The sequence below is a fragment of the Leptospira mtsangambouensis genome (assembly GCF_004770475.1).
Lineage (GTDB): Bacteria > Spirochaetota > Leptospiria > Leptospirales > Leptospiraceae > Leptospira_A > Leptospira_A mtsangambouensis.
This window is the reverse complement of sequence record NZ_RQHK01000015.1, coordinates 272,187-298,987: the sequence shown is the minus strand read 5'-3', so window position 1 is coordinate 298,987 and position 26,801 is coordinate 272,187. Positions and strand designations below refer to the sequence as shown.

Sequence of the window (26,801 nt, the reverse complement as noted above, 5' to 3'; positions counted from 1 at the left end):
ATACTATCTGTATAAACCAAATTGGTAGTCGGAACATGAACAAAACAATATTTGCCATTTCATTCACCCTGCTCACTTGTGCACTCTTTGCCCAAGAATCGGGGAATACCCAAGGGACAGGGAACTCAGTTGCCTCTTCCAAAGACAACCGTGACTTGTATCCACTCTCTATGTATGATTCAAGGATTCGCCTAAAAGGTGTAAACTTTGTTAGGCGACATGCAGATACAGGAAAAGGTGAATTTTTGGATGTCCAAGTGGAATTAGAATCCAGAGTTCCAGAAAACCAAGAATATGCGATCTACGTTCTTGCAGGATTTGAGGGAGACCGTTCCAATCCAGATGAAAGAAAACTAATTCCTTATCCTACATGGAGAAAAGCTGATCCAGAAAAGGATGAAAGAACTTTATACTTTTCCAATGTAATGCCTACTCCAGTGACTGCCAAAGAAATTTGGGGAGAAGAAACTTATGCAAAGAAAAAAGCAGAAGTAGAAAAACGTCACTATGCAGGGTTCGAAGCAGAGATGCCAGAGCCAACGTTTACAGAAGTAGTGGATTACCTTTGTAAAAACAATGCAAAAGCACTTCCTTTCACATTATTTGGTGAAACAGGTCCTTCCAAAGAAAAACAAGTGATGTATAATTATGTGGCACAAACAGAGGATGAGAAAAAACGGCAAGTGCACGAAACTCTTCCTAAACATACTTATACGATCTACAATAACAAATATCGTACAACCATCACAAGCCACCACTACACACAATACCGTCCCAACTTCCTTTCTTTCAACAAAGTGGCAGTTTTGGTTTTTGATACAAAAAAACCAACCAATGGCCTTCTTTTTAGAAAGTTCATCGATATCTCTGATTTAAGAATTACTTATTAAGTGATTGTTTCCAAGACCAGGTTTGGTCTTGGAGTTCCGACAACTGGCCATTCAAAATCCATTTGGATTTTTAGTGGTCGGTGCCTTCCGGGCGGATGGGGGGAAATTGTTCCGAAGCCCTCACCCTCCACTCGTCTTCCGGATGGTTCAAATGCAACCAACCGTTTGCAAAATCCCAACGACCATCCAAATCCAAAAAATCCCAGAAAATCGCCTGGTTCATGTATTTGTAGGTGTCGAGGAGATCGAGTAGATCCCTTTGTTTTCGTGGAGAATTTTCCATTCTATTCCAGTTTCGGTAAGTTACCCGCCGGGTCGACGTTTTTTATGGACAAATCCACTCGGATCTGCCGAAAATGATACCAGACTATGGCGATCACAAAGGAAAAAAAGGCTGATTTCAACGACAAACTGGTAGATTTCAAAAACTACCTAGAAGAACTGAAAAAAGAAGCCAATATCTACAAGGCACAGGCCAAAAAAAGTAAGGATATGGAGCCTTATTTTAATCTCTCCCTCGCCATCAACTCCATCAAAACAATTAACACCTGTATTGTGATCAATGAACTTTCTACTGCGATTTTAGAAATCAATAACAACAACTATTTGGAAACTGCAAGAAAGGAAATTTATAACTGTATTTCCTATATTGAAAAAACTGTGGGAAACAACGTAGACGGTTCCCTTTCCGAAAACAAAGAACAATTGGCAAAGATTGAAAGGTTCACTCCTACACAGAGACTGAACCTTATCAAAGGCCTGATCCAAGCCATGAAAAAAACAATCACTGCTTTTGGAACAAACTCCAAATGGAAATGGTCTTGGCCAGATATCAATTTCAGAGTGGCAGCTTGTACAAAGAATCTTTTTGACTTCATTGCTTATGAAAGGGAACAAGATTTAGAAAATCCGTATTACTACATCCGCAAAGAACATTTCAATCTTGTCATTGAACTTGCTAACCAAGCAGCCCAGGATTATAGGACAAAATTTGAAATGTCTACACAAGATTCCACAGATTTGAAACATTCTGTTGAAATGTTAGAGATGAACCGCAAAATTTTCCAAATTACTGGCGAAAATGAGGATTTGGAAAAAACAAAAACACTCATTGAGTCCTTCCAACAAAAAATCACCGACCTCGAGTCAGACGATAAAAAGAAAAAAAAGAAACAATAATCGACGTTTTTCCCCAGAATCCCCAGTCTAGTTTATAGAAAGGGCAATACTTTTCAAAAGGAGATTTCGAAATATGGCACTAACGGAAGTCACAGACGCCAATTTCAAAGCAGAAACTGCTAAGGGCGTAGTACTCGTGGATTGTTGGGCGGAATGGTGTGGACCTTGTCGCATGGTGGCTCCTGTTCTTGATGAATTATCACAAGAAATGGCTGATATCAAAATTACAAAGCTAAATGTTGATTTCAATCAGAAGACGGCTCAGGAATTGGGAATCCAGTCCATCCCTACCCTTCTTCTCTATAAAGACGGAGTTTTAGTGGATAAAGCAATTGGTGCTTTACCAAAACCACAAATTAAAAAATTTATAGAAAATCACAAGTAGGAAATAAATTATCCCCTAATGGTCAGTTCTGAACCGAATGGTTTTACCGCTCTCCCTAGAGGGGGATATTTAGTCGATACATCCGAAGGGTACATCCAAATTGGATCCCCTCCGGAAACAATTAAAGACACCATGGGGCTCGAAAAGAAAACCCCTCTGGTGTTTGTTCTTCCCAATAAATTCTTTCATGTCGAAAAAGGCATCTCCATAGCGGAGTTAGAATTCCCCATTTACTTCAATTTCTTCTTTCGTGGTGGTAAAAAGACTTTTATCGTTTGTTCTCCTGAACAAAAAGAACAGCTAACTATTGTTCTCGGGGAATCTCTTATGGGTCCACAAGAACTAAACCTCGCATCAGAGTTTATTGATGGAACTGAGAGTTTTGGTTTTCCCGATATCAAAGCAGAAATGGCCCATTTCCGTAGTTACAAAACAATGGAAGAAGTGGTTGAGTTTGTTCTTTTTGATGAAAACCACAAAGCTAAGTTTGGAAAGATCACAATCGAACAACTTCCCTCCAATGAGTTTCTCATTGTGGATGGAGAGAAACATATCAAAACTCCGGGTGAAGTTGACTTTCATGTGAAGTATGATATTGGAAAAAGATTAGAAGAACCTTTCCAACCACCACTCATCGGGATTACTTGCCTAGGTCCCTCTCACGGGTTTGATCCTACAGACAATACTTCTGGATTTATCATTTGGTTGAATGGCCAAGGGATTATGGTGGACCCACCGGTGAACTCAACCGAGTGGTTACGAGAATCCAATGTCAATCCTAAGTTTATTAACTCCATCATCCTCACCCACTGCCATGCCGACCATGATGCGGGCACTTTCCAAAAAATTTTAGAAGAATCTAAAATTACGATCTATGCAACTGCCACTGTGATGGAATCCTTTCTCAAAAAATATTGTAGTCTCACAAAGATTCCGCGAAGAGAAATCACAGACCTATTTGATTTTATACCTGTTGTCATTGGAAGACCTACCATCATCAACGGTGGGGAATTTTATTTTCACTACGCGCTTCACTCCATTCCATCCGTGGGATTTGAATTCTTTTTCCAAGATCAGTCCTTTTATTATACTTCGGACCACTTAAATGACCCAGACGCCTTGGATGAAATGTACAAAAAAGGGGTATTTCCAGAAACTAGATACCAGTTTCTAAAAGATTTTCCTTGGGATCGTAAAATCATTTATCATGAAGCAGGTGTTCCTCCTCTTCATACAAAGATCAGTTACCTGGCATCTTTACCAGAAGAAGTACAAAAACGAATCACAGTCTATCATATTGCTGCCAAAGATATGCCAGCAGGAAACCACCTTACACTTGCTAAGTTTGGGATTGAAAATACTTTATATCCGGAAATCACTCCCCCTAAACACCAAGAAGCTTTTCAACTTTTAGAAATTCTTTCGCAAATCGATATTTTCTCAGGATTCCCGATAGAGAAGGCTAAAGAATTTTTACAAATCGTTAAGGAAGAAAAATTTCGCCGAGGGGAACAAATCATCAAAAAAGGAACCCACGGAGACAGGTTTTTTATCATTGCTTCGGGGAATGTTCGTTTTGAAGGATTGTCTGGAGACCCAACGGCCGTTAAACGGTATGGAACTTATGAATACTTTGGGGAAGCATCTTTAATTTTAGATACGGCTCGCCAAGCGGATGTTTATGCGGAAACAGATGTCCTCGCCCTTACCATTGAAAAAACCAGATTTTTCCAGTTCATCCGCGGATCCAAACTCCACGAAAACCTCACCAAACTAAATAGCATCCGGGAAACCAATACTTGGAAAACCCTCACTGAGTCCCAAACGTTTCGTGGTCTTACCAGTTACCAAGTCACCCAACTCGAACTCATCCTCAAACTCGAAACTGTGAAAAAAGAAGCGGCCCTAATTGAAGAAGGACAAACCTTTCACAATGCATTTATCGTCAGGTCGGGAACGGTTGTGGTCATGCAAAACCACAAAACCATCCGGGAGCTGGGTGCTGGGGACTTTGTTGGGGAAATCTATTCTCTCACCAAAAACCTTCCTTCTAATTTCAGCTTTGTGGCTTGGCCGGGAACAGAACTCTATGTCCTTTCGGAAGAAGACGCCATCCAATACATCAAGAAAAATCCGGGTGTTTACATGAAGCTGAACACTGTTTATAATTGACCTCAATTCGCCATTTTTGTAGCATTTCCATATCAAGGAGTCACAAATCATATGGAGCGTATCCTCCCCTTTACTGAAGAACACCATCAATTCCGCGAGATGGCTCGGAAATTTTTTGAAACAGAAGTAAAACCACACCACGAAGAATGGGAAAAAAACCATATCGTACCCAAAGAAGTTTGGAGAAAGGCGGGTGAAAACGGCCTACTCTGTCCCGATGTACCCGCAGAATACGGTGGCTCAGGAGCCGACTTTCTTTATAATATCATCATCATCGAAGAATCTTCTCGTGTGGGAAATAGTGGATTTTTTATCTCCCTTCATAACGATGTGATCGCTCCTTATATCTCTGCTTTTGCCAGTGATGAACAAAAGAAACGTTGGCTGCCGAAATGTGCTACTGGTGAATCTATCCTTGCTGTTGCGATGACGGAACCCGGTGCTGGATCTGACTTAAAATCCCTTCGTACGAGTGCAGTCGACAAAGGTGACCACTTTGTGGTGAACGGGCAAAAAACATTTATCTCGAATGGACAATTGGCAGATCTTATCATCACTGCAGTGAAACATGATAATGGAACCATTTCCCTTGTGATGATTGAAGAAGGAATGAAAGGATTTGAAAGAGGACGTAACTTAGATAAAATCGGACTCAAAGCCCAAGACACTTCTGAATTGTACTTCAACGATGTGATTGTTCCAAAATCAAACCTGATCGGCAAACAAGGGCAAGGTTTCCGTTACCTAATGCAAAAACTAGCACAGGAACGTTTGGTTCTTTCTGTGGCGGCAGTGGAAGCAACAAGACTTGTCCAATCCTTAACCCTCCAATACATCAAAGAAAGAAAAGCTTTTGGACAAAAGATTGGGTCTTTCCAAAATACAAAATTCAAAATGGCGGAAATGGCAACGGAACTCGAAATGGCACAAGTGTTCTGTGATAAAGTGGTCATGGAACATATGAAAGGCGAAAACACAACTGCCGAAGCCTCTATGTGTAAATGGTACACTACCGAGATGCAAAAACGCCATACCGATGAATGTTTACAATTCTTTGGTGGATACGGTTATATGATGGAATATCCAATTGCAAGAGCCTACCTCGACGCAAGGATTCAAACCATTTATGCAGGAACCACTGAGATTATGAAAGAAATCATTGGTCGCAGCTTGGGACTCTAGTTTCTTACAAAACCAAAGTTACCAATTCTTAAAATAGAATTGGTAAAAGTCTTATCGAGAGCCCGGAGCATAACGCCCGGGTTTTTTTTAGAATTAGAGACATTCATTTATAACGTAAAAATCAGAAACGGTGGATGACCACTACTTCTTTTACTCCCTATAAGAGATCTTGTCAAACCCCGAAGTTCCATTCAGAACTCCGGGTCGATTTACATCGGTTAGCTTAGTTCCGCCAAATCAAAAAATGCTTCAAGCTATTCTTTTGAATCTATCGCACCGACTTCTTCTGTTTCTTTTCTTAAGTCGGTAGTCAGCCTCATCGAACAAAAATGAGGGCCGCACATTGAACAAAAATGGGCTTTTTTCATCCCATCCTGTGGGAGTGATTCATCATGATACGAACGCGCGAGTTCCGGATCAAGGGAAAGGGCAAATTGGTCTTCCCATCGAAATTCAAACCGGGCTTTGCTGAGAAGATCATCTCTTTCTTTGGCACCGGGATGTCCTTTGGCAAGATCGGCCGCATGGGCTGCAATTTTATATGCAATCACCCCATCCTTAACATCTTGTTTGTTCGGAAGTCCCAAATGTTCCTTCGGTGTCACATAACAAAGCATAGCCGTTCCATACCAAGCGATCATCGCAGCACCAATGGCAGAGGTGATATGGTCATACCCCGGAGCAATGTCTGTCACTAGGGGACCCAGTGTATAAAAGGGCGCTTCCATACAAATTTCTTCTTGGAGACGGACATTCTCTTGGATGAGGTGCATTGGCACATGCCCTGGCCCTTCCACCATGACCTGTACATCATCAGCCCAGGCACGTTTTGTGAGTTCTCCCAATGTTTTTAATTCGGCAAACTGGGCTTCATCATTGGCATCATTGATACAACCTGGCCGGAGGCCGTCCCCCAAAGAATAAGAAACTCCGTATTTCTGCATCACTTTGGAAATCGCATCAAAATGTTCATAAAGAAAATTTTCTTTTTTATGATGATTACACCACTTCGCAAGAATCGATCCTCCCCGAGACACAATCCCAGTGATTCTTTTATCTGTTAGGTGGATATAATCACGAAGAACTCCCGCATGGATGGTAAAATAATCCACACCTTGTTCTGCCTGTTCTTCCAGAGTTTCTAAAAAGACACCAATGTTTAGATCTTCTACCTTCCCTTTTACCTTCTCCAAAGTTTGGTAGAGAGGAACGGTTCCAATTGGAACTGGAGAGTTTCGAATGATCCATTCTCTTGTTTCATGAATATTTTTTCCGGTAGAAAGATCCATCACTGTGTCAGCTCCCCAGTGGAGTGACCAACGAAGTTTTTCTACTTCATCATCTATGGAAGAAAGAATGGCCGAATTTCCAATATTGGCATTGATTTTGACTAAAAACTTTTTACCAATGATCATTGGTTCTAGTTCCGAATGACGTTTGTTCGATGGAATGATGGCCCGGCCAATTTTTACCTCATTCAAAACAAATTCAGGAGTCATCCCTTCCCTTTTGGCCACATACATCATTTCTTCCGTGATGATATTTCTTTTGGCATAATAGAGTTGCGAAAAATTCCTATCCCCTCTCGATTCTCTTGTTTGGATCCAGGGTTCTCTGAGTTTGGGAATTCCTTTTTTATAATCATATTCATTTTCATGAATACAAAACATACCTTCTGTTCGGTAAGACTGAAACTTAGTATTGTTAGAAAGTGTAATGGTGGTTTCTGGGATTTGAATGGGATGGGTGGAATTTGTTTCCATTTTGAGATTTCCTTAGCCGGAACTGACCCAATGGAAAAAACTTGTGAAAAGGAAAAGAATGACTCAAATCTAAAACCTGTAGAGAGTAGCACCTAACAAAGATTTTAGTTTTTTTTCTCGTTTCCCTTCGCAAGCATTACCAAGATCAGGTTCAAAAGGGTATTTCTCAGCAGATCCCTTCCCCCAAATGAATGGGAAAAGGAAATAGCACCCCTAACGGTTCCCTAACATATACCAAGGTTGTATTTTTTTGACAACCTAAATTGGATTATTTTACTTCGCGACCTTGGCGAATCATACGATTGACGTAAACTTGCAGGTCCTGTTTTCCTTTGGGACCTATTTCAGTGAACTGAACCCCATAAAGCCCCGTTTCTTTTGATTTTTTGCCAATTTGTTTGATCACACCACGGGCTAAAAAGTCTTCCAAATCTCCAGGTAATGCCACAAGGATTTCAACTATTTCATTCATATCCCATTCATCAAAATGATTGGGTGCGATGACCCCAACGCCTCCCAAACTTATGTCACTTGCTTTTAGGACATCCAGGAGGGCTGTCCCCATCAAATGGATTTCAACTGGTTCTTTTTCTAGTGGTTGTACTCGGACGTGTTTCCGCTTTTCTTGGATGGGTGCCATGCTTCTATTTTCTCTACAAATTCTTGCGTGTAAACTAGGAAATAGAATGGGCTCCATTTGTTAAGAAAGCATAGACCAATCTCCGATATTTGGTATACTAGGGACGACATGAAATTCCGTATTGGTATCTTTTTTTGCACCATTTGTTTTGGCCTGATTCCAAGCGGTTCCGTCCAGGCAAAAGTCACCTGTACAGGGGATGCTTGTACCATTTTGCCCGCATCCATCCAATCACAGATCAATAGTTTGGACACAGCCCTCCAACTCCAATACACAGACAAAGTCCTTGCAACAATGTCTGAAGCGGCAGTGATTTCCAATATCAACTCCTCACTGATGGGACCAGGAATCGTCAATCGATTCCAAGTGGGAGCGGGTATGACAGTCGCCGGCCAACAAAAAGAAGACATCAATGTGGCTTATCAAAATTTAAGTTTTCAAAAACTTCCAAACGTTGGGGCATCACTTGCACCTAACTTTGTGGTGGCGGTAAACTTGGGATGGCTTATGGGAGGAGGTCCATCAGATACTGAACCAGAACTCAAAACCTTCCTCCATCGGTTCAATTTGTACTTACATGGTTTTAAATTCAACTTTGCACAAGGGGATGTCCAAAAGGCGGTAGAAGCACAAAATAAAAACGTGGAACTTGGTGGAGACATTACCACTGGTGGATTCACTTTACGATTCCATATCATTGAAAACTACTCGGATGGAATTGGACTATTTGAATTTTCTGGGATCTCCATGGGGCTTGGGCTTCACTACCAAAGACAAGAAATCGATGTCACTTATAATGATAAAAAAACACAAACCCTGACACTCGGCCCTGCGATTGGAACTTGGGGTGGATCCACAACCTTCAACTATTCAAGTACGGTCACAAGTGTACCTGTTGACATTCGTACAGGATTTAGGATGTTTTATTTCTTTACGATCTTTGCAGGTGCCGGAGCTTCTATGAACTTTGGAAGTTCCAGTCTTAATTTATCTCGTTCAGGTCCATTGACTTTGGCCTTGGATTCCGCCGCCATTTCTGCTTCGCTTTCTCCAGAGATTGCGGCTCTCATCCCAGCCTCTGCTCTCGGACAAACGAAAACAGGAACTCTTACCATGGACTTGAGTGGAAAGGCACAAGCTCCCAACACCACAAACTTCCTCATTGCAGGAATCGAAATCAATGCCCTCATCACTAAACTCACCGTAGAAGCCATTGTCGCACAAAATGTCCAATCAGTGATGGTCGGAGCAAAATTTTCCTTCTAAGCGATACTTGGCATCTTTTTTGCAATTTCTTTAGAGAACGGATGTTTTAGAACCGGCCCGGGCATTTCCGGCCACCGATTGTTTACGTTCTAAGCAGAATGCCGATTTTAAGGGAGAGCTCTATGGCACAGACAATACAAGAAATCAAAAAACCCATCCTACACGTGTCTTGTGTTCCAAGAAAGGATACAACCCTACTGAAAATTTCTCTTTCGCAAGATGATCTAGGTATCCTCTACCGGGTCACCTCTGTCCTCTACAACCATCGTTGGGATATTTTAGAAGCGGTGGCAGAAACAGCAAGCGATGGACATGTCCAAGATTTATTTGTGATCCGCAGTTGGGACGGGGGAGAAATGACAGAAGAACTTCTCTCTCAAATTAGAACCGACCTGTATTCTCTATTTTATGAGGGGAAAACGGTGGCGATGTATTTAAGGGAAAATGCAAAAGAAGAAGTCCTTGTTCGTAAAATTGGAGATTCTGAAGCAACACTCAAACTTTACAATCCCATTTCTTCTGACTTTACGGTTATGGATTTGCGAATGAAAGACACTCCAGGAATTTTATTTCAAATTACGGAATCTCTCTATCATTTAGGAATCGATATCATTAGTTTTACCGCCAATAGTTTTGACGGTAAAATCCGAGATAGTTTCCTACTCCGCACTTCCCTGACTGGTGAGAAGTTAGATGAGAAACTGATGTTTCCCATGCTTCGTGCCAAGTTAGAATCCTTTCTTTAAGTTGTTTTTTCTTTTTGCGTAAACAGTAAAAATCCAAATCCAACAAGAAGGACAAAGGATACGAAGAAAGCCAGGTTTGGTCCTTTCTGAAAGTATAACAAAGAGAATGCGACAGGAGACACGGCTCTTCCGAGGGATCCAAAACTTCGAAAGAGTCCGAGGGATCGTCCGAGATCCCCTTTTCCACTTTCTAATGAGGCAAATGAAGATAATCCTGGATTGACCAATGCACTTCCGAAAGCCAAAAAGAATAAGGAAACAAAAAGCCCAGGGAAATTTGTTCCAATCGATACAAGAAGGCCCATTCCAATCACGACAAGGACTGCCCCATAAAGAGAAATTCGTTTTTCAGAGATTTTCCCAGAAAGTCTCCGCACCACCCCACCTTGTACCAGTATGATGATGATTCCGATATATAAAAAAGTGAATCCTATTTCTTTGGGAGAAAACTGGAAGGTATCGGAAAGGAAAAAATTCACAACAAATTCAAATCCAGAAAAACTAAGAACAAATAGTAGATTTAATAAAGAAATACGAACTAAATTTCGAGATTCTATTTTTTTCAAAGAAAGGAATGGGTGGATTTCTTTTTCAGGAACCACTTCTGGTTTGTTATGTGGTAAAAATACAAAAACTAAAATAACAGTCAGAAGCGAAACAAGAATCGCAAAAAATGCAGAAGCAGGAAACACGACAACGCTTCCTTCCTTATAAAAGGAATCCAAAAAATTCCACTGCGAACTAATCCCTCCAAGAAGTGGACCCATCACAAACCCAAGACCAATCCCAGCTCCCAAAAACCCCATCCCAGCCGCTCTAGATTTTTCATCGGTTTGGTCGGCCATTGCGGCAGAAGCCACAGACAAGTTACCTCCCATCATTCCCGTAATCACACGGCTGAGGACAAACATCCAGAACTGGGAGGAAAACAACCAAAGGATATATCCAATGGTGTTTCCAAGGGTTGTAAAAAGTAAAATGGCACGCCTTCCCGAGTGGTCTGAAAACCTTCCCCAAACTGGTGCTGCGATAAATTGTAAAAAACTGTAAATACTGCCCAAAATTCCACCAAACAATACAAAGGTGTATTTTGTATCCCCGCCAAAAGACAAATGGTTTGCCGCAGAATAGAACATTCTGAACAAAGCATCATCACCTTTTAATAAGAAGAATTCTAAGGTTTTGGGGAACAAAGGAAACAAGAGGGAAAAACCCATCATGTCCGTAAAAACAATCAGGAAAAGAATGAATTTGATTCGTTTTGGGGACGTACTCATCTAGGCTACTCTCCAAAAACAAATAAAAAAAGCCACAGAAAACTCTGTGGCTTTTTTCTTAAATTTCCAGGACAAAATTGAAATTTCTTATTTCGATTTTGCTTTTTCAATTAGGACTTTTAATTCATCTAACGTTTGTTTTAACTTCTCTTTCACTTGAGGAGGGATTGCCGTATCAATTTGTTGATAAATTGATTGGTAATTAGCCTGAAGTTTTGCGAGAACTTCGTCATAACTTGCGTTTGTTTTTCCAATGGCACCTTGTGCATCAGAAATCGTTTTGCTTAAAAGGTCACGTATCTTTTGGGACTCAGCGGATTTATCCAATTCCCCTTTCGACTTTAGATCATTATAAACTTTTTCTAAATCAACAACTGCTGTTTTTAACTTTTCTTCTCCGGAGCGAAACAGAGCAATTCCAGCATTGACAACATCCATAACCAATTTTTCCATACAACTTTCCTATAGAAGGGCAAACGCACCTATTTTTGGAATCTAAGTTTAGGAAAATCGATATGGGATTACAATTAAAAAATTCTAATGTACGGATTTTCTATGTGACATAGTTAAGTGAAGAACGAAAGGTCAACTATTTTCGATGAGCTTTTTGATTTGGTCTCTGATCTTTGCAGCTGTTTCGTAATCTTCTGTTTTTAAAGCGTTTTCCAAAGTTTCTTCTAGTATTTGAAGATTTGATTTTGGTAGAGCTTGGATTTTTTTCTCAGAAGAAATACTGTCCCCTTGGATTTCATCTTCTTTCATAATAATTCCAGTTTCGTCTAACACAGATTTAGCGATGTAGATGGGAGCATTTGCCCTTAAGGCAAGGGCAATCGAATCAGAAGGCCTTGCATCCAATGTGATGATCTCTTCGTCTTTCCGAAGTTGGATTTTAGCATAAAACGTACTATCTATGATTTCTTCGATGGTGATCTTGAGAACTGTGGCTCCAAGAGAAGTCAACATGTACAACATAAGGTCATGTGTCATTGGTCTTGGGGGTTTGGTTCCATCGATCACGGTGGTGATGGAATGAGTTTCCAATGGTCCGATGAAGATAGGAACCACACGTTTGTCTTCCGAATCTTTCGGTCGCAGGAATACAGCAAAACCCACATTGGTCAGGCTGATATCAGAGATTTTTACTTCATAAAACTCCATAGAATATCGTTACCTTTCCTGTTTTGTGGGCCCAGAAGGGCTCGAACCTTCGACCCGCAGATTATGAGTCTGCTGCTCTAACCAACTGAGCTATAGGCCCCACTGACTTCCAATCTTTCGAGGAAATAAGTAGAGACAAGCATAAAACAAAAGATTAGACGTTAAAGCGGAAGAAACAGGTTGGATTCAAAGAACTCGGTAAGGTCTTTACGATCACTTTTCCATTGGATCCAGATCCACAATGCAGGTTTGGTATCCAGGCTAATCCAAACTTGGTTGCGAAGGGCATTTTGGTTACGAATTTGGTCTGCCTGGAAAACTTGAAAGTTTCGATTCCCGACTGTCTTTTGGATCTCTTTGGGTTCGATTCCCCTTGTAAATACAGACTCTTTCCAAAGAACTTTTTCCATTAATGGTTCATTCCAAGGAAGAGTTCGTACCACCATAAAAAATCCATCTCGTTTGGCAGGATAGATGGTGAGTTTTTTGTTTGTGGTAGATTCTAGTTTTACCACCACAGGTTCCGGAAACACAAAAGAAAATGTCTCCCAAACAAACTTTTGATTTGGTTCTACAACCGTCTGTGAAAGGATCGAAAAGGTTGAGATTCCCAAAAATAGAAAAATCATCCAAAACCCTTTCATACTCATGAAAATAGCAGACAAACAATCTATCTGGCAAGTCCGAAATTCCTATTTAGGAGTCTATGTCCACTTCCCCTACTGTTTTAAAAAATGCGATTATTGTGATTTTTATTCAGAAGGGATTGGAGCTGCACCAGCTAACGATGAACAGTCGCTTTTTCAATCCTACCAAAAAGAAATTTTAGATAGGATCTCTCATTTTCCTGAAATTAAAAAACGCACCATCGACACCGTTTTTTTTGGTGGAGGTACTCCATCCAAAGCATCGCCTGAACATTGGAAAAACCTTTTGGATTTTTTACGTTCCGAGTTTTCTTTTTCGGAAAACCCAGAGATTTCCATCGAGGTAAACCCAGAAGATTTAAGTTCGGAACTTCTTGCGAATTACCATTCCATCGGGATCAACCGAGTGAATGTCGGTGTCCAAACCTTAGAAAAAAAGGGACTCGAATTCCTCGGTCGTCATTATGACGAAGATCGTTACCATTCTCTAGTGGAAATTCTCACCAAATCGCCCATCCAAAGAGTAGGAATCGATTTGATGTATGGAATTCCAGGTGTCGCAAAAGAATCTTTTTTATCAGATTTAGATCTATTTTTAAAGGCTGGCCTTCCCCATTTGAGTTTGTATTCCTTAACTTTAGAAAAAGGAACCCAGTATTCTCGTGATGTGACAGACCATAAAAAGTTGGAACCAGAAGAAAACCTCCAATCCGAAATCCTCACCCAGTTACCCAATCTTTTAAAAGAACAGGGATACCTTTGGTACGAGGTTTCCAATTATGCCAAACCAGGATTTGAGTCCTTACACAATTTGAAGTATTGGACGTATGAACCCTATTTGGGTATAGGTCCGGGAGCGCATGGGATGATTGCAGGGCATAGGTATGGCAATCCAAGAAATGCTGCACTCTATCAGAGAAAAGAAACATCCACTAAGTATGAAAAAATCGATCCTTCTACAGAACTTAGCCTTACCTTATTTCGGCTCTTTTCTCCTTTTCGGTATTTGGATTTTATTGAAACGTATTTGGATACAAAATCAAAATCCAAATACATAAGAACCATTGAAGGTTGGGAAAAAAAAGGTTTATGTTCGATTGAAAATGAAATCTTTCAATGGAAACCACCGGCATTACTCTTGTTAGATGATCTTATTTTAGAAATTTCACTCTAAATTTTTCAGATTTCTTTCTTAAAATTATCTTAAAAAAAGATTGCCCATAGACCCCTCTCGAAAAATACTGTTCGTATCCCGGGCCTGTAGCTCAGTTGGTTAGAGCACTCGCTTGATAAGCGAGGGGTCACAAGTTCAAGTCTTGTCAGGCCCATAAAGAAACGGGGCGTTAGCTCAGCTGGGAGAGCATCTGATTTGCATTCAGAAGGTCATCGGTTCGATCCCGATACGCTCCAAAAACCTGTTTTTAGTTTCCCCACCATTTTAAAAATTTCTTGCTATCTAGTTAGAATTCCTATAAACCTTGAAACATGTCCGTAAAAGATATTCTAAAAGACAAAGCGTCCTCTGTTCTTTCCATCGAAGAAGATAGAAATGTATTGGAAGCCACCCAAATGATGGTGGGTGCGAAAGTAGGATCTCTGATTGTTACCTTCCAAGGAAAATTGGTAGGAATCTTTACGGAACGAGATTTGATGCGAGTGGTTGCCAAAGACCATTCCAATCTAGACAAAATCAAATTAAAAGATGTAATGACAACACAACTCACCGTGGCTGGACCCGATGAAGACGTAGATGATATCTTAAATAATATGATCACCAAAAGGTTCCGCCATATGCCAGTGCTAGACGGAGATAAAATCATTGGCCTTATCTCCATAGGAGACGCAGTCAAAACCAAACTGACTAGGACACAGGCAGAAATGAGTATACTCAGAGAGTATATGTACGGGCCGCACTAAAACAATCGATTTTCTGTTAGGCGATCAATTGTTTTTTCCAAAACAATTTCCAGGTTTTTAGTATCTTCTCTGTTGTAAGCAATTAGTTTTTCCAGAGCTTCTTTGTTATTCGTTCTTTGGTATTCAAACCAAAGCAGTGGAGCTTGTCTTCCATCCATCCCAGCAATCTCCTCTGGACGAACAAGACCCAGTAACACTTCGGATTTTTTTAATCCACCTTTGATTCCAATGGAGTGCAAAAGATTCATCAAATCAAGTTGTGGATTGGTGACGCGATAACGAAATTCCCTTTCTAAAAAGGGTACATCAAATCTTTTCCCATTGTAAGTCACAAGGATATCTTTTGGAGAAATGGAATCAAAAAGAAATTCTAAATCTTTTCCTCTTTCAAACGTTAACATCCGTTTATCTTGGTAGAGACTCACAACCGTGGTGACCGATGATTCCGAAATTCCAGTTGTCTCAATGTCTAAAAAACAAAATCGTTCGGGGAAGTTTTGCCAAAGCCTCCAGTATTCAAGACTCGGAAGTTCATTGGTAAAAAAAGAAAAATTGGCTTCGGAAAGTTCGTGTTCTAATTCTTCTCTTCGTTCCTCTAAAATGGAAACAGAAGGAAGCAGAGGATCGTTTTTTTGATTTTGGTATTGGAGGAGAGATTCCCAATCATATACTCCAACACCAAACAGTTGTTTCTCTTTTTTTTCACCAATTCCTGGAAACAATTGCAAACTAGACTTTAAATGAGATCCGTACATTCACTCCATCGCTTTAGGCCTTCGGCCATTCGCTCTTCTGTTTCCCCAAATCCAATCCGAAGGAAACCTTCTTCTTCAAAATTAGATCCAGGCAAAACAAACACACCTGTTTTTTCAAAAAGCCTATCGGCATATTCTTCGGAAGATATACCCGGCTCTAACATAAGCCAACCCACAAGTCCCCCTTGTGGTACAGTAAAGTCTTTGGTATGGGGGAGTTTCCTCCAAAGAGAAGTAAACCTAACAATATTGTTTCTCACCCGTGTTTGGATCCCAGGTAAAAATGATTCTTTGTTTTCCAAAAGTCCCAGTGCAATTCGTTCGGAAATGGGAGAAACAGTATGAGTTAAGTAGTCTTTAAAAGAACGTGCCCTTTGTAAAAAAGATTCTTCTGCGACAAGCCATCCGACCCTAAGACCTGTGACTCCAAAACATTTGGTAAAGGAACCAGTTCCATAAAAAGTATGATCGGGATCCACTCCTGTTTTTCCAAGAAAACCTTCACTCGGCAAAAAACGATAGTGTTCATCAAAAAGAACTAGTTTCTTTTTTTCCCGAAACCAACTGAGGAGTTTCTCCCATTCTAAATCAGAAAAAGTTTTTCCTGTGGGATTGTGGGGGTGATTGAGAATATAAAGATCAGCATCAATCTCTTTCCAAGTGGAAACAAGGAATCCAGATTCATGTGGGACTGGGATGATTTCGGCACCAAGCATTTTTGGAATTTCATAGAGAGCTTGGAAGGCAGGCCAAATGAGTGCCACCTTGGTTTTGGGTTTTACCAGCATATGAAATGCTAAGTACAAGGCCTCACCAGTTCCAGTTGTGACAAGCACCTGCTCGGGTGATACTCCGGGATAGAGGTTGGCGATGGCACGACGCAGTGCCAGGGAACCTTGGTTCGGTGCATCGTTCATGGGAAGGTCGAGAAGGTCAGAAAAGGAAATACCTGCCATCCCTAGCACTTCTTCTAAACGAAAATACCCAAGCCCACTCTCTCCTAAATTGCAAAATGCCTTTAAGCGAAATCGTTCCAATCGATCTTCAATGAAAAATTCTCTAGGTTCCAAAATTGATTTCCAGACTACTTAGCTTCAAAAGACTAGTATGTAAGCTATGTTGAAACCAGAAGACAATATCCTATCTTGGACGAAATCACCTTTTTCATCGGAAATCCAGAATGAAGCCAAAAAGGCTTACGAAGATTGGAAGGAAGGAAAGAGCTCCGAACTCGTTGATTCTTATGCTGTCCCCCTTACATTTGGAACGGGAGGAATTCGCGGGAAAATTGGAAATGGAATCGGCAAGATGAACCTCTATACGGTGGGTCGTGCTGCCCTTGGTTTTATCAGTTACTTACGAGATACACAAAAAGATCCATCGATTGTCATTGCTTACGATTCGAGAAGACTCTCTAAAGAATTTGCAGAACTCTCTGCAGGCATTGGTGCCAAATTGGGAGTAAAAGTTTTTATTTTTCCGAAAGTGACACCTACCCCACTTCTCTCTTATGCCATCCGTTATTACAAAGCCAGTGGTGGGATTGTCATCACTGCTTCCCATAACCCACCTGAATACAATGGATTCAAAGCCTATCTTGCGGATGGAGGACAACTGGTTCCCCCGGATGATTCTCTCATCATAGGAAGGATTAGTGGGATAAACGATTGGTCGACCATTCCTCTTGTCAGTAAAACAGATAAAGATTATAAAAAATTCGTAAAACCGGTTGGACCTGTCGTTTTCAAAACCTACTTAAAGGATTTAAAACAAGCAGGAATTCTATCTTCGGTTAAACCCAAAACAAGAAATGATCTGCGGATCGTATATTCACCGTTACATGGAACAGGCGGAGATTATATGAAAGAATTGTTAAATTTCTTTGGATACAAATCTGTATTTTTAGTTCCTGAACAAAAAAAACCGGATGGGGAATTCCCAACAGTAAAATATCCTAACCCAGAAGAAAAAGAAGCTCTCGCCTTATGTGAGTTTCACGCCAAAAAGAAAAAGGCTGCCACTTTCATTGCCACAGATCCAGATGCGGATAGACTTGGTGTGGGAGTTCTCAGGCCCGATGGAGAATATGAATACCTAAATGGAAACCAAATTGGTTCCATTATGGCAGCTTACCTTTCGGAACGAAAAAAATCGAAAACCAAAACCTACCATTTGGTAAAAACCATTGTGACTACGGACTTACAAGAAGCGATTGCCAAAAAAAACGGAATCAAAATTAAAAACGTACTCACTGGATTTAAATACATTGCAGAAGAGATGAAACAAATTGAGAAAAAGAAGAACAATATCTTCTTGTTTGGTGGTGAAGAATCCTATGGATATTTGCCAGTTCCCTTTGTTCGGGACAAAGATTCTCTCTCTAGTGCTTTACTTTTTGTAGAAATCCTAGCAGAAAAAGGCGACCTACTTTCCTACTTGGATGCCATCTATTTAAAATACGGATTGTATCGTGAAAGTTTGTATTCACTAACGTTAGAAGGAAGTTCTGGCCAAGACAAAATTAAAAAATCCATCGAGACACTTCGGTCGGAAAATTTAATTGGGAAAATCATTGGTGGAAGAAAGGTTATAGGAGTCCTTGATTACGAAACACAAAAAGCGGATGGGAAAGCCAAGACCTCTGTGTTCAAAGGAATGCCAAAATCCAATGTCATCCAAGTGGAACTAGAAGGAAATGCCAAACTTACCATTCGTCCTTCAGGAACAGAACCAAAGGTAAAAGTGTATTCTTCCTTTGCTTCTCTAAAAAAACCGAAAAAACAATCAGAAATCTCCGGACTTTGGGATTCTCTCGGACAAGAAATCTCTAGGGCAGAAACAGAGTTTTTACAATTAGCAGGTCTAAAATGAGTAACGATACCAAAACCAAATTTGAAGAAATCAAAAAACTTTCCGACAAGTATCTCCTAAACACATACAACCGTTATCCGGTTGCTTTTGAATATGGTGTGGGAGAGATGATCTTCGATCAAGATAACAAAGGTTATATTGATTTCTTAGCCGGAATTGCCGTTTCCAATTTAGGACATGGTGAAGCGGATTTAATTGAAGCCATGCGAAACCAAATGGACAAAATTCTCCATTCGTCTAATCTCTATTATTCGGAAGAACAGGCAAAACTTGCCGAGGTCATTATCGAAAATAGTATTCCTGGAAAAGTGTTTTTATGTAACTCAGGAACAGAGGCAAACGAAGCCGCTTTTAAACTGATGCGTAGACATGGAGTGAAAAAAAATATCGATAAACCAGTGATCCTTGCGCTCCACTCCAGCTTTCATGGAAGGACTCTTTCGGCCATGACGATGACTGGAAACGAAGCCGTTCGTTCTGGATTTGGAGAATTGGCATCTGATGTTTACTTTGTGGAAGCCAATAACGAAGATTCTCTCATCCAAGCCTTCGAACAGTATGGAGACTCTGTTGCCGGAATCATTATGGAACTCATCATTGGGGAAGGTGGAGTCATTCCACTGAGCCAATCGTTTGTCAACTTAGCTCGCAAACTCACAGAAGAAACGGGTTCCCTCCTTGTTTTCGATGAAATCCAAACAGGAATGGGTAGAACCGGAAAGATGTTTTGTTTTGAGCATTACGGAATGTATCCTGATGCTTTTACTCTTGCCAAAGCTCTGGGTTCTGGTTTTCCGATTGGTGCTCTTGTCGTAGCGAAAGAATACGAAGGCATTTTAGAACGAGGGATGCATGGTTCTACATTTGGCGGAAACCATTTGGCCTGCGTTGCCGCTTACGAAACATTCAAAATCATTTTATCACGTAACTTACTCGACCATGTGTCTACCATCTCAGAACAAATGTTTGCCCGTTTGAAAACCATGATGGAATCAACAGGAAAAATCAAACAAGTCAGAGGACGAGGATTACATATTGGTGTGGAATTGTATTCCGAATCAAGACCCGTTGTAGAAGAATGTTTGAAACGTGGACTTGTTGTGAATAGCACAGCAGGGAATGTCATTCGTATTATACCTCCTCTCATCTTAAGCATCGAAAAAGCGACAGAAGGATTGGATATTTTAGAATCAGTATTAAAGGATATGAAATGAAAAAAGTAGCAGTACTTGCCGGTGACGGAATTGGACCAGAAGTAATGGATGTGGCCCTATCAGTGGTCAAAAAAGCATTAGGAAACAAATCTTCTGAATTTACCTTTGAACATGCATTAGTTGGTGGAGCAGCCATCGATGCCACAGGATTTCCCCTTCCTGAGGAAACCCTTAAACTTTGTGAATCATCCAGTGCTATCTTTTTTGGATCTGTGGGTGGACCCAAATGGGAAACCCTTCCGCCAGATAGACAACCAGAACGTGGTGCCCTCCTCCCACTTCGAAAACATTTTGATTTATTTGCCAACCTACGTCCTGCGATCATTTATCCAGAATTAAAAAAAGCAAGTCCCATCCGTGGTGACATCATCGGTGATGGTCTGGATATTTTAATCCTTAGGGAATTAACATCTGGAATCTATTTTGGAAAACCAAAAGGGAGAGAAGGGAGTGGATCAGAAGAATTTGCATTCGACACAATGAGATATTCTCGCCGTGAAATCGAACGAATTGCACGCACAGCCTTTGATGCCGCAAGAAAACGAAATAAAAAAGTAACCAGTATCGACAAAGCAAATGTTTTAACAACATCGGTTCTTTGGCGGGAAGTGGTAGTCGCACTTCATAAAGCAGAATACTCGGATTGTGTTTTGGAACATCTTTACGTGGATAATGCAGCGATGCAGCTCATCGTGAAACCAAAACAATTTGATGTCATGCTCTGTGAAAATATGTTCGGAGATATCCTATCCGATGAAGCTTCCATCATCACAGGATCCATAGGAATGTTGCCTTCGGCCTCTCTTTCTGAATCAGGGTTTGGGCTCTATGAACCATCAGGTGGCTCGGCTCCAGACATTGCAGGAAAAGGAATTGCAAACCCAATCGCACAAATCCTATCGGGTGCCCTTATGTTACGATACTCCTTCGGATTGGAAAACGAGGCTGTGGCGATTGAAAATGCCATTCGAACGGTTCTAAAGAAGGGATTTCGCACAAGAGATATCGCCGAAGAAGGCACATCTGTCCTCGGTACGAAAGAAATTGGTGTTGAAATCGAAAAGGCACTTGGCTAAACTACGGAAGAACTATTATGCAAACAGGCATCGGACCGACAGGCAGACCTTACCAAATTCTCATTGCTGAGAATTCCAAATTCCAATCAAAACAACTCCAACAAATTTTGGAATCGGAAGGTTTCAAAATCATCGGAGTTGCCGAAACGGGAAAAGAACTTTTGCAAATGTACAAAGACAATCGCCAACAGATTGACCTTGTGACCATTGAGATTTTTCTTCCCGAGGTCGACGGTTATGCCGCTTTCTGGGACATGAAAGAAATGGGTGTTCTTCCTCGGATTCTTTTTATCTCTGAAGAGAACACACCTTCTGTGATCAAAGCTCTTTTGGAAAATGGGGCAATGGACTATATTGTCAAACCAATCAAACGAGAAAAAATCCTAGAAAAAATAAAGGAAACCTTACTTAAGATTCCCAAAGTATAAAATTTAAATTCCGGCCTTCTTCTTTAGCTCTATGGCTAAAGTAAAGGGGGCTTTTGTAAACATTCTTATGCGAATTTTTGATTCCACCTAAACTCGGAAATTTTTCTTTTACCCTCTTCTCTATTGCAAGTCCCACATCTAGTAAAAACTTCTCGTTTCCCTTGGGACAACACACCTCTTCCCCTAATTCAGAGAAAAAATTAGCAACGTCAATTCCGACTTCATAATCAGATCCTTGGATATAAGGGCCAATTTCCATATAAAGATCACCTTGCGTGTAACCAATTTCTATGGCTCTTTCAATCATTCGTTCTGTAATGCCAAGGTTTGTGCCCTTCCATCCAGAATGAATCATGGCAACAAACGGTTGTTTATTGGAATATAAAAAAACAGGAACACAATCTGCGGTGCGAACCACAAGCAATTGATTCTGTAATTCTGTATATAACCCATCCCCTTCCCAAATGAAGTTCGATTTCCCATCTTCTGCAAATGTATTTTTACTGACTTGATGGATCAAATCACCATGAATTTGGTTGAGAGTCACAATCTTTGGTGATTTGTGTTTCCATTCCTTCTTTGCCCAATCTTCTGTATATGTTTTCCAGGTTTCGGCATTTTTAGGATAAGTAGGATAAAATTCCTTTATTCCAACTAAACTTTGTTTGCCGGCAGTTCCAAATTTGATTTTCCCGTAAGAAACAGAAATTTCCCTATTGTATTCCATTTTACTCCACAAAAGATTTTGCTTTGGTTCTGTCCCATTGATTCTTCTGAAAAGTTTGGAATAAATCGGAACAATTCCAATCGATACGTTCACATAGGGATTTCATTTTTTCTGGGTTATAGGATAAAAGATAAAATTTGATCGGAATATTTCTCCAAGTATATTCGATATGAGGGAAAGTGAATCCATGGAGTCGATTGTCGAGTAAGATCTCGACCTTTCGGTCGAGTAAATCTTTTAACTCCAATTCACTTTCGTGGCCAATCCTTCCCCGAGTTCCAACTTTCTTTTTAGCAAATTCCCGATCTGTTAAACCTGATTCCGCTTCAAAGGCAAATAAAGGTCTTAGATAATAAATAAAATGTGCCTGCGCACCAAAAAAGGCTACACGGAAATCTGAAAGTGCACCTCTATCATAACCACTTGTCTGAATCAAATGGTCCTCATAAAACATTCGTTCTTCGACGATTCCGTGCCAATCAGGAATTCTTGTTCCTTTTATTTTTAGAGGATCAGTATATACTGCTGTTGATAAAATAAATAAAAATGCCACAAGGATTTGGTTCTTTGTATACAAAGACAAAAAGAAAGATGATTTTTTAGATTCTATCTGAGAATTCATATCCCATTCATGTATCTGCCGAAATGCCAAATAAGAGAGATACGGTAAAATGGGAATCCAAAATCGAATCCCCATAAAATCTCCACCCACATACAAAACATATAGGATGTATAAAACAACTGAGGAAAGAAGGAATCTGTATTCTTTTCGATCCAGGAAGGTCTTATAAATTTGAATTCCGCTAAGGACAAATACAAAAGAATAAAGAGGATAAGACTTTAAGAAATATAGAAAATAATAAAACCCTTGGGAAAAATATGCTCCCTTATTTCCTTTTGCATAAAAAGTATTCGGAAGGAAATCATCATAATAAAAAAAACGAAAACACAAAAATCCCAAAAACAAAAAGCAGAATAAAATGGGTTTCCAACTCCTCTTTCGAAAGAGCCAATCAAGGGAAACAATGGATAAAAAAAGTGCTCCTTCGGGACGAACAAGTGCGGAAAGGAAAAAAATTAAAAAAAGAAAGTCACTTTCCTTTTCCCACAAAAGAAAACCAAAACAGACTAAAAATGTAAAAAGGGAAGTTTCTAATCCCGAAGTGGCAAAGATATGAAGGTGAAAAAATAATGCCAAATGCACCAAAAGGAGGGGATAAATTTTACCGAAGGAGATACGATTCTCTTCATAAAAGAAAACCAAAAGTGTCATCAAATAAAAGAAAATCCCAAGGAATAGAGAGAGAAATTGTGGTTCCAGTTTTAAGAAATAACCTAAGGAAAGTAAGATTGTCCAAAGGAAATTGGTATAACCTTCAACCCTTTCCCCTAAATTAAAAACAAGTCCTGAACCTTCATACAAATTCCTTGCATAAACAAAACTAATATATGCGTCATCGCAGATCCACTTCCACTTGTAAGTTTGGGAAATGGCAAAAAGAAAAAAAACAAAAGAAATAATGTAAAAAGAGATTAGGTTTCGTTTCAAAAACAACATGGATTAGTCCAGTTCGAATGATTTAATAAATTCTTCAATGATTTGAATGTGATCCATCTCTGGAGTTGGATTTTCTTCGGAAGGTTCATACAAATAATCATCAAAAACGTGAAAATCAAAAATCTTTAACTCAAAGTCTGGTAATGTGATGATGATATTTTCAGCATGAATATCAAAGATCAATTTCTCTTCTTCGGCCAAATACTTTGTCACTTCGATCACACGATTGAAATCAACTGCGATTTTTTTTAGTTTGGATTTTGAAATAACACCAAACCGATGAGAATCAAAGTTTAATTTCCACTTAGGAAAAAATTTATCCAAAATTGGATTTTGGTCTAATTTTTCATTGCGAATGGTAAATTCTTTTAAATGTTTACCGGCAAGTAACGGTTGTTGGTCGCAAGGTGTTAAAGTGACATTGGGAATTCCAAATGGGTTGTTTCTGACACGCATTCCCATAAAAAAACGAGTGGGTACCACTAAGTCGGGTATGAGGGACTTTAATTTCCAATAGTGTAATCTTTCCAAACCCAAACGTTTGAATTTAAAATCGATTTCATCTTTTTTGGAATCACGCGAGGTTTGGTTTTTTAAAAAATTTCGTAACTCCATCTCTTCCGGTTTTAAAAATCGAGAAAGGTCTTTTCCTACCTCTTTGAACAAAGATCCAAAAATTGCATCAGAAGGTAACTTGGACTTTCCAATTTTGACCACTTGGTTCCAGGGAAGTTGGTAAACAAATTTATAAGATCCGCGGCCAATGTATCCACCTTGAGACAAAGGCATAAAGTTATCTAAAAATTCACGATCATAACGGTAGGTGATTCGAAAAACATGGGAAACAGGAAAAAGTTTTTCATAAAGATTACGAAAAAAACCTGACTTTCGTAATACTTCATCAACAGGGAGGTCCTCAATAGGTATGGGGATTTCTTTTTTGTCAGGATCGACAAACAACTCTTTGTCGAGACCTTTCTCCAAAAGTTCCAAAAACTGGGGAATTTTTCCCCAGTTTGGATATTGGTTCCATAGTTGTGTGATCCGATCACGGATCCCTTTGATCGGTCCCTTTTTTTCAGACACTTCTAAATTCTACTTCCAGCGAACAACAGCTTCGTAATCTGAAAATTTTTCCTTACGAGAAACGGCATCTGATAATTTTTTATCTTTTTCTTCATCATACCACCAGTAGTCGGAAGAAAAACTTTCATCTCCATATTTACCCAAAGGCAAATTGGGAACTCCATATTTTTGCCAATAGAGTAATCTTGTACTTGGTAAATGCCATAACAAAACATAAGGATATTCTTTATAAACAATTCGATCGATTTGTTTTAAGATTTCATTTCGTTTGGTAACAGAAAATTCTGTTTTTTGTCTTTCGATGAGTTTATCAACTTCCGAAATTTTTAATCCAGGTAAGTTTGGTTGTCCCTCTTCGTCCGCATATTTAGAAAGCCATTGTGATTCAGGATCTTTAAATACACCGGAACCCCAAGCAGCCCAGGTCATATCGAAGTCATATTTATCCACTCGTTCACTCCAAGCAGCCAAATCCAAAGTGTCGATAGAAGCGCGGATTCCGACTTCCTTTGCCTTTTCTAAAAATACAGTGAAATACTTTTCTGTTTTTTTATCTCGGTCTAAAATAGAAAACTGAAATGGTTTTCCATCTTTTTCCAAAATTCCTTCGGCATTTGGTTTCCAACCGGCTTCTGCTAAAAGTTTCCTCGCTAATTCAATATTAAATTCTGTAGGTTGGTTCGGATTTTTTTCTCCACCTAAATAGAAATCTGGATAATAACTATTTGTTGGATCGTATTCACCATACGCAAGTTTGTCGATCATGAGTTTACGATCGACAAGTAGATTCATTGCTTCTCGTACTCGTTTATCGGAGAAGATGGCCCGCCTTGAGTTCATCGCCCAACCTTGGAATCCAATCGGTTTTAAATTGAAGATCCTTTGTTTGGCGATCCAATTTTTATCAAAAGCATCTCCTTTGGCTTCTTCCACCCAAACAAAAGCAGAGTAAACAGGATAAATATCGATATCTCCCTTTTTGAATGCTTGGAGTGCCACAGCTTCTTCATTATAAACCTTATAGACAATTTGGTCAAAATTATTGCGACCTTCATTGAAAGGATAAGCTCTTTGCCACCAGTCCCCTCTTCTTTCTAGTTTGATATAACGGTTCTTTTTCACTTCCGTGATTTTATAAGGACCCGAAACAACTGGAAACTCCATATTTTCCTTATTAAAATCTTTTCCTTCGAAATGATGTTTTGGTAAGATAAAAATGGATGATGCAATATCATTAAAATTATTCCAGTGAACTTCCTTTGCCTCAAATACAACGGTTAAATCATCTAACTTCACAGGTTTTAAAAATCTAGACAAAGATACACGAAACACTGCAGTTCCATTTTTTGGATTCATGATGGTATTATAAGTAAAGATCACATCATCAGCAGTCACAGCCTTGCCATCGGACCATCTCGCATTAGGATCTAAATAGAATGTAAATTTCTTTTTATCGGGAGAAATTTTCCACTCTCTTGCAAGATGAGGAATGGTTTCCAATGTCAGCGGGTGGTATCCAGTAAGTGGTTCATACAAACTGGTAAAGATCCTAGCAGTGGTTGTAAACTGGTCCAAATAATAATTCAAAGATTTTGGGAATTGATGAGAATAAATTCGAATCCTTCCCCCCTTTTTTGCCATAGGATCGGCCACTGGATTTTTCATACGAAGGGCACTGGGAATGGAGGCCACATCCCCTTCCCAAGGAAGATCATTTACCTTGGATAAGGATTCTTTTGTATCTTCTTCCGAACAATGGAGGAAGAAGGCCATTGACAAAAGTCCTGTCAAACCAAACAAAACTATCTTGCGTAGGGAGGAACTATACTTGAATATTTGAACTTTGTTATGAAACATCCCT

General features: G+C 39.8%; 26 protein-coding genes and 3 tRNA genes. 15 read left to right on the top strand and 14 right to left on the bottom strand.

The window, feature by feature from the left end:
• Positions 1-35 precede the first annotated feature (35 nt).
• Positions 36-890 (top strand): hypothetical protein, encoded by an 855-nt coding sequence (locus EHR01_RS12015; RefSeq protein WP_135695001.1) that lies wholly within the window; start codon positions 36-38, stop codon positions 888-890.
• A 70-nt stretch (positions 891-960) separates the two neighbouring features.
• Here the strand turns inward: EHR01_RS12015 and EHR01_RS12010 are convergent, their stop codons facing one another.
• Entirely contained in the window at positions 961-1,173 is a 213-nt protein-coding gene (locus tag EHR01_RS12010) for a hypothetical protein (protein ID WP_004787634.1), read from the bottom strand.
• An 86-nt stretch (positions 1,174-1,259) separates the two neighbouring features.
• On the opposite strand from EHR01_RS12010, the gene EHR01_RS12005 reads away from it, so the two are divergent.
• The 4 genes from EHR01_RS12005 to EHR01_RS11990 all read left to right on the top strand — a co-directional run bounded on the left by EHR01_RS12005 (position 1,260) and on the right by EHR01_RS11990 (position 5,808).
• Positions 1,260-2,069 carry a hypothetical protein gene (locus EHR01_RS12005; protein WP_135695000.1) on the top strand — a complete coding sequence of 270 codons (810 nt, stop codon included), beginning with the start codon at positions 1,260-1,262 and terminating at the stop codon, positions 2,067-2,069.
• 73 nt (positions 2,070-2,142) lie between these two features.
• Positions 2,143-2,454 (top strand): thioredoxin, encoded by a 312-nt coding sequence (trxA, locus tag EHR01_RS12000; RefSeq protein ID WP_004786415.1) that lies wholly within the window; start codon positions 2,143-2,145, stop codon positions 2,452-2,454.
• A gap of 18 nt (positions 2,455-2,472) precedes the next feature.
• Positions 2,473-4,626 (top strand): cAMP/cGMP-dependent 3',5'-cyclic-AMP/GMP phosphodiesterase, encoded by a 2,154-nt coding sequence (locus EHR01_RS11995; RefSeq protein WP_135694999.1) that lies wholly within the window; start codon positions 2,473-2,475, stop codon positions 4,624-4,626.
• A gap of 51 nt (positions 4,627-4,677) precedes the next feature.
• Complete coding sequence (locus EHR01_RS11990) at positions 4,678-5,808, top strand: acyl-CoA dehydrogenase family protein (protein WP_135694998.1); 1,131 nt, start codon at positions 4,678-4,680, stop codon at positions 5,806-5,808.
• Positions 5,809-6,062: 254 nt separating this feature from the next.
• Here the strand turns inward: EHR01_RS11990 and thiC are convergent, their stop codons facing one another.
• Both thiC and EHR01_RS11980 read right to left on the bottom strand, forming a co-directional pair.
• Complete coding sequence (thiC, locus tag EHR01_RS11985) at positions 6,063-7,571, bottom strand: phosphomethylpyrimidine synthase ThiC (RefSeq protein ID WP_135694997.1); 1,509 nt, start codon at positions 7,569-7,571, stop codon at positions 6,063-6,065.
• A gap of 268 nt (positions 7,572-7,839) precedes the next feature.
• A complete protein-coding gene (locus EHR01_RS11980; RefSeq protein ID WP_135694996.1) occupies positions 7,840-8,211 on the bottom strand; it encodes a PilZ domain-containing protein in 372 nt (123 codons plus the stop codon).
• Between the two features lie 108 nt (positions 8,212-8,319).
• Here EHR01_RS11980 and EHR01_RS11975 point away from each other — a divergent pair, with 108 nt between their 5' ends.
• Together EHR01_RS11975 and EHR01_RS11970 are read left to right on the top strand one after the other, a co-directional pair.
• Positions 8,320-9,477 (top strand): Lsa36 family surface (lipo)protein, encoded by a 1,158-nt coding sequence (locus EHR01_RS11975; RefSeq protein WP_135694995.1) that lies wholly within the window; start codon positions 8,320-8,322, stop codon positions 9,475-9,477.
• Between the two features lie 122 nt (positions 9,478-9,599).
• The gene (locus tag EHR01_RS11970) at positions 9,600-10,223 is read left to right on the top strand and encodes a hypothetical protein (RefSeq protein WP_135694994.1); all 624 of its coding nucleotides are present in this window, start codon (positions 9,600-9,602) and stop codon (positions 10,221-10,223) included.
• On the opposite strand, the gene EHR01_RS11965 is transcribed toward EHR01_RS11970, so the two are convergent.
• The 5 genes from EHR01_RS11965 to EHR01_RS11945 form a co-directional block, all read right to left on the bottom strand.
• A complete protein-coding gene (locus EHR01_RS11965; RefSeq protein ID WP_135694993.1) occupies positions 10,220-11,500 on the bottom strand; it encodes an MFS transporter in 1,281 nt (426 codons plus the stop codon). The two genes, EHR01_RS11970 and EHR01_RS11965, sit on opposite strands and share 4 nt — an antisense overlap.
• An 87-nt stretch (positions 11,501-11,587) precedes the next feature.
• Positions 11,588-11,953 carry a phasin-related domain-containing protein gene (locus tag EHR01_RS11960; protein WP_135694992.1) on the bottom strand — a complete coding sequence of 122 codons (366 nt, stop codon included), beginning with the start codon at positions 11,951-11,953 and terminating at the stop codon, positions 11,588-11,590.
• A 132-nt stretch (positions 11,954-12,085) separates the two neighbouring features.
• Entirely contained in the window at positions 12,086-12,661 is a 576-nt protein-coding gene (locus tag EHR01_RS11955) for a bifunctional nuclease family protein (RefSeq protein ID WP_100719440.1), read from the bottom strand.
• Between the two features lie 26 nt (positions 12,662-12,687).
• Positions 12,688-12,761, bottom strand: a tRNA-Ile gene (locus EHR01_RS11950).
• 61 nt (positions 12,762-12,822) lie between these two features.
• The gene (locus tag EHR01_RS11945; RefSeq protein WP_135695084.1) at positions 12,823-13,305 is read right to left on the bottom strand and encodes a hypothetical protein; all 483 of its coding nucleotides are present in this window, start codon (positions 13,303-13,305) and stop codon (positions 12,823-12,825) included.
• A gap of 4 nt (positions 13,306-13,309) precedes the next feature.
• Between EHR01_RS11945 and hemW the strand changes: the two genes are divergently transcribed.
• From hemW to EHR01_RS11925, 4 genes are all read left to right on the top strand, one after another.
• Entirely contained in the window at positions 13,310-14,482 is a 1,173-nt protein-coding gene (gene hemW / locus EHR01_RS11940; protein ID WP_135694991.1) for a radical SAM family heme chaperone HemW, read from the top strand.
• An 80-nt stretch (positions 14,483-14,562) separates the two neighbouring features.
• Positions 14,563-14,636, top strand: a tRNA-Ile gene (locus EHR01_RS11935).
• 9 nt (positions 14,637-14,645) lie between these two features.
• Positions 14,646-14,718: transfer RNA gene (locus EHR01_RS11930), tRNA-Ala, on the top strand.
• A gap of 75 nt (positions 14,719-14,793) precedes the next feature.
• Positions 14,794-15,225 carry a CBS domain-containing protein gene (locus EHR01_RS11925; protein WP_135694990.1) on the top strand — a complete coding sequence of 144 codons (432 nt, stop codon included), beginning with the start codon at positions 14,794-14,796 and terminating at the stop codon, positions 15,223-15,225.
• Here the strand turns inward: EHR01_RS11925 and EHR01_RS11920 are convergent.
• The gene (locus EHR01_RS11920; protein WP_135694989.1) at positions 15,222-15,980 is read right to left on the bottom strand and encodes a ribonuclease H-like domain-containing protein; all 759 of its coding nucleotides are present in this window, start codon (positions 15,978-15,980) and stop codon (positions 15,222-15,224) included. The two genes, EHR01_RS11925 and EHR01_RS11920, sit on opposite strands and share 4 nt — an antisense overlap.
• Positions 15,962-17,050, bottom strand: a complete 1,089-nt coding sequence (locus EHR01_RS11915; RefSeq protein ID WP_135694988.1) for a pyridoxal phosphate-dependent aminotransferase — start codon at positions 17,048-17,050, stop codon at positions 15,962-15,964. Before EHR01_RS11915 ends, EHR01_RS11920 begins: the two co-directional genes overlap by 19 nt.
• 46 nt (positions 17,051-17,096) lie before the next feature.
• Between EHR01_RS11915 and EHR01_RS11910 the strand changes: the two genes are divergently transcribed.
• From EHR01_RS11910 to EHR01_RS11895, 4 genes are read left to right on the top strand one after another with little or no spacing between them, the layout of a single operon-like run.
• Complete coding sequence (locus tag EHR01_RS11910) at positions 17,097-18,851, top strand: phospho-sugar mutase (protein ID WP_135694987.1); 1,755 nt, start codon at positions 17,097-17,099, stop codon at positions 18,849-18,851.
• Entirely contained in the window at positions 18,848-20,065 is a 1,218-nt protein-coding gene (locus tag EHR01_RS11905; RefSeq protein WP_135694986.1) for an aspartate aminotransferase family protein, read from the top strand. The genes EHR01_RS11910 and EHR01_RS11905 overlap by 4 nt, the downstream gene beginning before the upstream one ends.
• Positions 20,062-21,141, top strand: coding sequence for a 3-isopropylmalate dehydrogenase (gene leuB, locus EHR01_RS11900; RefSeq protein WP_135694985.1), 1,080 nt, complete (start codon positions 20,062-20,064; stop codon positions 21,139-21,141). The genes EHR01_RS11905 and leuB overlap by 4 nt, the downstream gene beginning before the upstream one ends.
• A gap of 17 nt (positions 21,142-21,158) precedes the next feature.
• Positions 21,159-21,569 carry a response regulator gene (locus EHR01_RS11895; protein WP_004785265.1) on the top strand — a complete coding sequence of 137 codons (411 nt, stop codon included), beginning with the start codon at positions 21,159-21,161 and terminating at the stop codon, positions 21,567-21,569.
• Here the strand turns inward: EHR01_RS11895 and EHR01_RS11890 are convergent.
• The 4 genes from EHR01_RS11890 to EHR01_RS11875 are packed head-to-tail and all read right to left on the bottom strand — an operon-like array spanning position 21,550 to position 26,797.
• Positions 21,550-22,296 carry a purine nucleoside phosphorylase YfiH/LACC1 family protein gene (locus EHR01_RS11890; protein ID WP_135694984.1) on the bottom strand — a complete coding sequence of 249 codons (747 nt, stop codon included), beginning with the start codon at positions 22,294-22,296 and terminating at the stop codon, positions 21,550-21,552. The genes EHR01_RS11895 and EHR01_RS11890 overlap by 20 nt on opposite strands.
• A 1-nt stretch (position 22,297) precedes the next feature.
• Positions 22,298-23,854: a hypothetical protein gene (locus EHR01_RS11885; protein ID WP_135694983.1), complete on the bottom strand. Its 1,557-nt coding sequence runs from the start codon at positions 23,852-23,854 to the stop codon at positions 22,298-22,300.
• 3 nt (positions 23,855-23,857) lie between these two features.
• The gene (locus EHR01_RS11880) at positions 23,858-24,919 is read right to left on the bottom strand and encodes a hypothetical protein (protein ID WP_238838653.1); all 1,062 of its coding nucleotides are present in this window, start codon (positions 24,917-24,919) and stop codon (positions 23,858-23,860) included.
• Positions 24,920-24,949: 30 nt separating this feature from the next.
• Positions 24,950-26,797: an extracellular solute-binding protein gene (locus EHR01_RS11875; protein WP_425269985.1), complete on the bottom strand. Its 1,848-nt coding sequence runs from the start codon at positions 26,795-26,797 to the stop codon at positions 24,950-24,952.
• Between the last annotated feature and the right edge of the window lie 4 nt (positions 26,798-26,801).